This is a genomic window from Dietzia sp. HMSC21D01, assembly GCF_001815995.1.
In the GTDB taxonomy this organism is placed as follows: Bacteria; Actinomycetota; Actinomycetes; order Mycobacteriales; family Mycobacteriaceae; genus Dietzia; species Dietzia cinnamea.
This window is the reverse complement of record NZ_KV824169.1, coordinates 1-8,006: the sequence shown is the minus strand read 5'-3', so window position 1 is coordinate 8,006 and position 8,006 is coordinate 1. Positions and strand designations below refer to the sequence as shown.

General features: G+C 72.5%; 7 protein-coding genes. 3 read left to right on the top strand and 4 right to left on the bottom strand.

Going from position 1 to position 8,006, the window contains the following annotated elements:
* Positions 1 to 80 precede the first annotated feature (80 nt).
* Both HMPREF3086_RS17400 and HMPREF3086_RS17395 read right to left on the bottom strand, forming a co-directional pair.
* On the bottom strand, positions 81 to 632 hold the full coding sequence (locus HMPREF3086_RS17400) for a putative glycolipid-binding domain-containing protein (protein ID WP_070723191.1): 552 nt from the start codon (positions 630 to 632) through the stop codon (positions 81 to 83).
* A gap of 115 nt (positions 633 to 747) precedes the next feature.
* Positions 748 to 2,058, bottom strand: a complete 1,311-nt coding sequence (locus HMPREF3086_RS17395) for a cytochrome P450 (protein ID WP_070723186.1) — start codon at positions 2,056 to 2,058, stop codon at positions 748 to 750.
* A gap of 148 nt (positions 2,059 to 2,206) precedes the next feature.
* On the opposite strand from HMPREF3086_RS17395, the gene HMPREF3086_RS17390 reads away from it, so the two are divergent.
* Both HMPREF3086_RS17390 and HMPREF3086_RS17385 read left to right on the top strand, forming a co-directional pair.
* Complete coding sequence (locus HMPREF3086_RS17390; protein WP_070723199.1) at positions 2,207 to 2,836, top strand: hypothetical protein; 630 nt, start codon at positions 2,207 to 2,209, stop codon at positions 2,834 to 2,836.
* A gap of 46 nt (positions 2,837 to 2,882) precedes the next feature.
* Complete coding sequence (locus HMPREF3086_RS17385; RefSeq protein ID WP_070723183.1) at positions 2,883 to 3,422, top strand: PGPGW domain-containing protein; 540 nt, start codon at positions 2,883 to 2,885, stop codon at positions 3,420 to 3,422.
* Here HMPREF3086_RS17385 and HMPREF3086_RS17380 read toward each other — a convergent pair.
* Entirely contained in the window at positions 3,409 to 5,835 is a 2,427-nt protein-coding gene (locus HMPREF3086_RS17380; protein WP_083324513.1) for a glycoside hydrolase family 65 protein, read from the bottom strand. The genes HMPREF3086_RS17385 and HMPREF3086_RS17380 overlap by 14 nt on opposite strands.
* A 183-nt stretch (positions 5,836 to 6,018) precedes the next feature.
* On the opposite strand from HMPREF3086_RS17380, the gene HMPREF3086_RS17375 reads away from it, so the two are divergent.
* Complete coding sequence (locus tag HMPREF3086_RS17375) at positions 6,019 to 6,480, top strand: hypothetical protein (protein WP_007627825.1); 462 nt, start codon at positions 6,019 to 6,021, stop codon at positions 6,478 to 6,480.
* Here the strand turns inward: HMPREF3086_RS17375 and HMPREF3086_RS17370 are convergent.
* Positions 6,435 to 8,006 (bottom strand): DUF2339 domain-containing protein (locus HMPREF3086_RS17370; protein ID WP_070723181.1); only part of this gene is annotated, 1,572 nt, incomplete at its 5' end. The genes HMPREF3086_RS17375 and HMPREF3086_RS17370 overlap by 46 nt on opposite strands.

Here is an 8,006-nt window from a genome sequence, read left to right as displayed (position 1 = left end):
CGGGGAGCCGGTGGAGGTCACGCCGGGCGCCGCGGGGTGGCTCGAGGAGCTGCGCGCGGCGGGGGCGGCGGGCCGGGAGGTCAGGCCCGTCGGCTGAGCCCCGGCACGTCGATGATCATGCCGCCGGCGTCGACCGTCGCGCTGGTCGAGGCGGTCGCCGTGAATCCGTGGACCTGCTCGTCGTCGCTGGACAGGGTCACCGTGTCCTCGGTGACGTCGAGCGTCATGGAATCCACCGAGAGCACGCGCTCCTCCGCGGATCCGGGCTGGGCGTGCAGCCCGAGGCGCCGGATCATGACGCTGGCGAAGAACACGCTGTAGGTGACGTCCACGTCGACCACGCCGTCGCCGCCCACGCGGGACCGGGTGCCGCTCGGATCGTCGAGGAGCCAGGCGCCCTCGTCGTCGCAGGCCAGGTCTATGGACCGCTCGTATTCCTCGGTGCTCACCGTCAGCCCGACCCGACGCAGGGCCTGATCCGAGCCGATCTCCGCGTCATATTCGACCGTGAAGGCCACGTGCTCGGGGTGCGCCGCGGAGACGATCCGACCGCGGGCACGCGCGGAATCACCCCTGGGAACGACTCTGACCTGCTCGATCACCCTGCCGGTCTCGGAGATCCACGTGTACATGCAGGGAGCCGAGGCGCGCGGCGCTTCGGGCTGCGAAGAGGGCGTCTGAGAAGCGTTCACACCGACCACGGTAGGAAAATCTTCAGTAAAACGCACATCCGGATCCCCCGCCACCTCAGCGTGGACGCAGGTCCACGCGCGCCCGACGCCAGGGGTACAGCGTCACGTTGCGGGACCGCGGCCACTCCCGCCCGCTGCCGACCGGCTCCAGTCGGTACCTCTCGAGGAGTTGCCGGAGGATGACCTCGCCCTCCATCATCGCGAACGACGCGCCGATGCACCGGCGCGCCCCGCCACCGAACGGCAGCCACTCCGTGGGCGTGGGCACCTCGCCCAGGAACCTCCCGGGGTCGAAGTCGAGGGGCGACGGATAGGTCCCCGGGGAGCGGTGGGCCAGGACGATCGACGGCGACACGGTCACGCCCCGCGGGTAGGTGTGCCCGCCGATCGTGGCCGGCTCCTGCAGCTCCCGCATGACCATGGGCACGACCGGGTGCAGTCGCAGGACCTCCTTGAGCACGGCGTCGAGGTACTCCGACCCGTCCCCGGCGATCTCGGCGACGCAGCGCTCCTGGACCCGCGGATGCCGGGCCAGCTCGAGCATCGACCACGCCATGGCGGTGGCCGTGGTCTCGTGCCCGGCCGCGACAAGGGTCATGAGCTGGTCGCGCAGCTCCGCGTCCGAGAGCCCCTGCGCGTCGGTGGCCGAGGCGCGCACCAGCAGTGCCATGAGGTCCCGCCGCTCCTCGAGCGCCGGGTCGCGCCGGGCGGCCTCGATCTCCTCGCCGAGGAACTCGTGGATGGTCTCGAGGTCGCGCACCTCGCGGCTCCACGGCCACAGCCGGCGCAGCGGACCGATCCCCAGCCCGATCATCACGACCGGCCCCGCGTCGACCGCCCGGGCGACGATCGGTCGCATCCGGTCCAGCCGGGCGGAGTCGGTCACGCCGAACACGACCCGCAGGATCACCTCGAGGGTGAGCTGGTTGAGCAGGACGTGCGCGCGGACCCGGCCCGATCGCGGCCACCGGGACAGCTGCTCGGCGGTGACCTCCTCGACGAGCTCGCGGTAGCCGGCGATCTCGCGCCGCCCGAACGCCGGCGCCAGCAGTCGCCGCGCGCGGGCGTGCTCGTCACCGTCCTGAAGCAGGAGCGAGTGGTCGCCCAGGAGGGGACGGAGCAGGTCGTTGCCCTTACCGGCGTGGAAGACCGACGGCGAGCCGGCGAACACGTCTTTGACCTGCGCGGGCTCGGAGACCGCGACGACCTTCCGCCCCCGGGGCATGAGATCGAGCGTGAACGGCACCCCGTACCGGCGGGCCGCCGCGGGGAACACGGCCGCGGGGGCGGCGAGAGCGAGCACCGCCTGCAGGAGGCGGGGCGCCCTCGGGCCCGGCGGGAGCCTGTGTGCGACGTCACTGATCATGCGCCCACCGTACGAGTCGCCCGGGCCGACCGCAGCGGGTTCGCTTCCGCGATCCGCGCGGCCGTGCACCCCTGTGGCACCCGCGGGTCGCCGGACGTTCACCGTGATCGTCACCTCGTCGTCGTCGATCGGGTTTACCCTGGGCCGCATGGCCCTGCTCCCGGTGGACACGGACTCGACGCCCGACGACATCGCCGCCCTCCTCGCCGTGGACGCCGCGGTGCGCGCGGCGGTGGGACTCGAGCACGACCGACCCACCGCCACGGCCCTGCACTGGGCCGGCGCGGAGGGCATGTGGATGGCCCTCCTGCGGCCCGGTGACGGACGCGCCCTGCTGGCCGGATGGCACCACGAGTTCTCCCTCACCGAGGGCAGCGGGCGCGCCGGCGAGGCCGGCACCGACCTCGTGGGCGACGCACCCGGCTGGTGGCGCCGCGGAGTCGAGCACGCGCGGTCCCGCGGGGCGTACCTGGGGTTCCTCTACGGCTGGGACGGGTCGCGCTGGTGGCGGCTGGACCAGCCCGTCGACGACGGCTTCGATCCCGAACTGTTCCCCGTGACGCGCGCGGCGCTGCGCGACATCATCGACGACCTGGCCGATTCCACGCTCCTCGACGACCCCGACCCGGACGCCGTCGAGGCGCTGCTGGACGCCGGCGCCGGGCTCACCGCCGCGCACCTCGCCGCGGTCCTCCACGCCCCCGACGGCTGGCCGGAGGTCGACCTCGACGCCGGGGTACGCGCCGCCGACGAGTACCGCTCCACGGTCCCCGCCTGACCCCCACGGCGCCTCTGACGCCCCCGATTTCTGTCACGATGGTCCGGTGAGAAGACTCGGCTACGTCGCGGCGAGGCGCCTCGGCCTGGAGGTGCTCGGCTGGACGCTCGTCGCCCTGGGCGTCGCCGCGCTGTTCCTGCCCGGCCCCGGACTGCTCATGCTCTTCGCCGGGACCGTCGTGCTCTCGCGGCAGTACGACTGGTTCGACCGGCGGCTCCTCACGATCAAGCGGCTCGCCATGGAGGGCGCCTCCCACGGGGTTCAGTCGTGGCCCAGGATCGCCGGCTCGGCGCTCGGCGTGGCCTGGCTGATCGGCCTGGGGCTCTTCTGGGGCATCGGGGCGGCGGTGCCGGGATGGTGGCCGTTCTCGCCGGATCTGTGGCTGGTCGGCGGGTGGGGCACCGGCGGCACCCTCATCTTCTCGGGGCTCGTGGCGCTGGCGCTGCTCGTCTACGCCTTCCGGCGGTTCCGGGGCAGCCCGTACGACCACGAGGCCGAGGTGGTCCACGACCGTCAGCGACGCGAGGAGCGACGCCGGGCGCGCGCGGCCCGCCGCCACGCCCGCGCCGAGGTCACGCCAGGCTGAACCGTTCCTCCGCACCGACCGCGACCAGCCGCTCCTCACCCGCCACGCTGACACGCACCGGCGTCGCGTCGATCACGCCGTCACGGTGCCGGATCACCACCTCGTCGCGCGTCACCGTCACGGTGAGCGGGGAGCGCAGGTGGATCACCGAGAACGAGACACCGTCGATCGCCTCCGGCAGGTTCGGCTCCAGATGGAGCATCCCGCCCTCGGCCCGCATGCCGGCGTAGAAACGCTGCACGAGGTCGACCGTGCCCGCCATGACCCCCATGTGGATGCCCTCCCGGGTGGTGCCGCCCTGGATGTCCCTCACGTCGCTGCGCAGCGCCACAGTGAACCGCTCCCACGAGGAGTCCGGGTCGAAGCGGGCGAGGACGCCGGCGTGGGTGATGTACGACAGGGTCGACCCGTGCGAGGTCCGACGGTCGTAGTACTCGATCGTGCGGCGGGCCGCGTCGTCGGGGAACTCGTAGCCGAGCCGGGTGAAGATGCGGCGCAGCTCGTCGTCGCCGAACAGGAAGAACAGCATCACCGCGTCGGCCTGCTTGGCCAGCCTGTAGCGGTCCGGGGTGTCGCCCTCGGCCTTGAGGATCCGGTCGAGGCGCTGGATGTCGCCGTACTTCGCGCGGTAGGCGTCCCAGTCCAGCTCCTCGAGGTCGGCGTAGCCCTCGAACTGGCTGATGATCCCGTCGTGGAACGGCACGAACATCCGGCGGCTGATGTCCTTCCACCGCTCGATCTCCTCGTCGCGGAGCTCCGTCCGGGCGCGGACGGCGTCCGCGCGTGGTGCCGGCAGCAGGTCGAGCAGGTGCGCGGCGATGTCGCAGATCCACGCCACGAAGACGTTGGTGTAGGCGTTGTTGCGGAGGCCGCCCTCGGCGGCGCCCGGGTACTTCTCGTGGTACTCGTCCGGGCCCATCACGCCGTGGATCTCGTAGCGCTCCCGGTCGGACGAGTAGTGGGCGACGGAGGCCCAGAACCGCGCGGTGCCGAGCATCAGCTCCGCGCCCTGGGACTCGAGGAACATCGTGTCCTCGGTGGTGGTGATGTACTGCCAGACGTTGTAGAAGATCGCGGCGCTGACGTGCCGCTGGTTGTGGGACAGGTCGACGTCCCACGTCCCCGACATCGGGTTGAGGTGGACCTCCTGGGTCTCCTCGGTGCCCAGCGATCCGCTCTGCCACGGGAACATGAAGCCGGCGCGGCCGACGGCCCGGGCGGCGGCGCGCGCCTCCGCCAGACGACGGTAGCGGTACATGAGCAGGCTGCGGGTGACGCCCGGCAACCGGTACGTGAGGAACGGCAGGACGAACAACTCGTCCCAGAACACGTGGCCGCGGTAGGCCTCGCCGTTGATCCCGCGGGCGGGGACGCCGGCGTCGAGATCGGCGGTGTTGGGCGAGCACGTCTGCAGGATGTGGCTGATGTGGACGCGCAGGAGGTGCTGGGCCTCGTCGTCGCCGAACACCTGCACGTCGCACGCCTGCCACAGCCGGTCCCACGACTCGCGGTGGTGCGCGAGGGCGGACTCGAACGACCTCGACCTGGCCACCGAGCGATGCGCCCGCACGAGCGTGTCGCCCGTCGCGGGGTCGCGCGAGGTGAACAGCGCCACCGACTTCTCCACGGTCACCGGCACCCCGCGCTCGAGATCGAGGTGCAGCGTCTGTTGAACGTGGTCGGGGGTGCGGAAGTCGGTGCGGGGCACCTCGACCGACCGGCCGGCGGCGAGGACACAGGTCCGGGCGGCGACGCTGACGGTGACCTCGGACTGGCGGGTCCGGGTCTTGAGCGCCATCACCTCCGGCTCCGGGAACTCCGTTCCGACGGGGTGGAGGTGGGTTCCCTCGAGGTCGCGGTAGCGGGGCACGCCGTCGTTGGTGACGCGCCCGTCGATCGCGCTGACGACCTCGGCGGGCCCGGACCAGTTGAGCGGGGTGAGGGTCCACTCGAGGTAGGCGTGGTGCATCGACGCCATGGAGGTGAACCGGCGGCTGACCAGTTCGGTCTCGCGCCCCTCGCGGTCGCGGAAGCGCAGGTGCCGGGTGAGCACCGCGGCGCGGAGGTCGAGCCGGTGCCGGTAGTCGAGAATTTCCACGTCCGCGAGGCGCAGGACCTCCGCGCCGCCGACGCGGAGTTTCAGCGGCAGCCAGTTCGGCAGGTTGACCAGGTCCTCGTTGTGGACCGGGACGCCGCCGAGCAGGGTGGTCGCGCGGTTGTAGAGGCCGTGGACGTAGGTCCCGGGGTAGTGGACGTCGTCGGCCTCCTCCCACTCGGCCGCGCCGCGGGTGGCCATGTAGCCGTTGCCGGTGGAGGTGAGGGTCTCGCGCAGGCCCTCGTCCCGGGGGTCGACGCCCTCGTAGGCGAGGGTGAAGGCGGCGGTGTCCACGGGGCCGGTGTGCGAGAGGGTCACAGCTGTGACACAACCACACGCGCGTCGTCGGCGGGCGCGGTCGGCGGGCCTGTTCGCGAGATCGTCATCCCGCCGAGACCCGTCGGCCACGCCGGTGCGCTATGATCTAGGTCACAGTCGGGACGGTTCGGGCCGCGCCGCGAACCCCCTTGTCGACCGTCTCGTCGGACACGGGAGTTCACCATGACCGTTCAGCTCATCGAGATCACCGAGGACGTCGCCGACCGGATGCAGGTCCTCACCACGCCGACGGCCTGTCAGGTGGAGGACGCGCGCATGATCATCGTCGATCTGCTCGGCTCGGCGCCCTCGTGGCCACTGGCCGTTCTGGTCGACCAGGTCTGCATGGCGTACGAGTGCCCGGACGGTGAGCGCCTCATGGTCGATCTGCGCGACCGGGAGGGACTGGCGGACGACCTGCTCCGCGACGAGCCCGCGCTCAAGCGCGTGCGGTGGGTACGCGCCACGCGGATGGCGCTGCGCGAGTTGACCGACGCGGGAGAGGTCGTGTGGAGCCAGCCGTCGGACGATCCCGACGAGGTCGATCACCCGGAGGTGCAGGTGCTGATGTCCGGCGCCGAGCCGCGGGCCTTCCACATCTACGTGGGCGAGCCGCTGCCCGACGGGTCGGTCTCCTTGCGGTAGCGCACGGCCACCGCGAGCATCACCGCGCCGACCGCGATGAACGACAGGACGCGGAACAGGCCCGGCAGCGTGGCGAGGTCCAGCAGGAGGAGCTTCGCCAGCGCGAGCGCGCCCAGGACGAACCCGAGCCGGCGGGCGTCGGCGATGCGGGGGCTCGGGGTGAGGACCAACCACGCCGCGCAGCAGATCCACAGCACGGTCACCACGAGGTGCGCGGCGAGGAACCCGGTGCGCGCCGCGCCGGTGAGGTCGCCGATCGTCACGCCGGCGGCGACGATCATCACCGAGAAGGTGGCCAGGGCGACGACCGCGCCGACCATCGTCACGCGCCCGGCCTCTCGGGGCAGTCGGCGCCGCGCCCACCACGTGACGGCGGCCGCCAACGCAGTGACGGCGAGCGCGGAGACGACGTCCCAGTAGCTGAACTCGCGCACCGCGAGCCGTTCGCTGAGCGCGAGGTGCGGTTCGTTGACGCCCAGGTACACGAGCAGGGCGAGTACGGACGCGGCTCCGGCCACCCAGTGCAGCCACCTGCGGCCCCACAGCCCGGCCGCCGCGACGTACGCCAGCGCGCTGAGGGTGAGGGCGAAGCCGGTCATCTCGCGCCCGCCCAGCTCGACCCAGGTGAGCAGGAGTAGCGCGCTGCCGACGATGCCGGTCACCGCGGACAGGTGCATGGCGTGACGGTCGCGGTCCGTGCCGCCGGCGCGGTCCGTGCCGGCGGTGCGGCCGGCGAGGACGGCGACGACCAGGTAGGCCGCGGCGAGGAGCAGGCCGTAGGGCCAGCCGGGCCGGAGGAGGTATGTGGCGGGCAGGAGGGCGAGGGGCAGTGCGGTGGGGACGACGACGAGGGCCGCGTTCTCGACGGCGGGGCTCCGGCGGAGTGAGTCGTACCAGGCCACCCCTGCTCCGACGGCGGCGAAGACGAGGGCGGTCGCGATGAGCGCCATCTGTTCGCCGCGGGAGTGGAGGGCGGCCTGCGAGAGGTATCCGGCCAGCAGGATGCCGGGGAGGACGGACCACACGACGCGGACGGCCACCCCCAGGTCGGCGGCGAGGGCGGCGGTGGCGATGCCGACGATCGCGACGAAGACCGGCAGTTCGACGTCCGTGGAGATGAACGGCGCGAGCAGCATCGTGCCCGCGGACACGAGGCACGCCAGCAGCCCCGAGGCCCACCGTTGGGCCAGCGCCATGCCGCCGAGGGCGAGTCCGCCGACGAACATGAACGCGGCCGGGACGGGGATCCACAGGTAGAGGGTGGTCGCGGCGATGACGTCGAGCATCGCGGCGGCGAGTCCGGTTCCGACGAGCGCGAGCGCGCCGGGGTTGACCGGGGTCCCGGCCGTCGGCTCGTGGCGCGCCTGAAGTCGTAGGCCTAGCGCGACGAGGACCACCGCGAGCGCGGCGGCGGCGATCACCCGCGCGATCGGCGGGAAGAGGCCGGCCTGGATGGCGACCACCAGCAGGAAGGCGATGCCGGCGAGCATGACCGACCCGCCGATCGCCGCGATGACGGTGGCGGC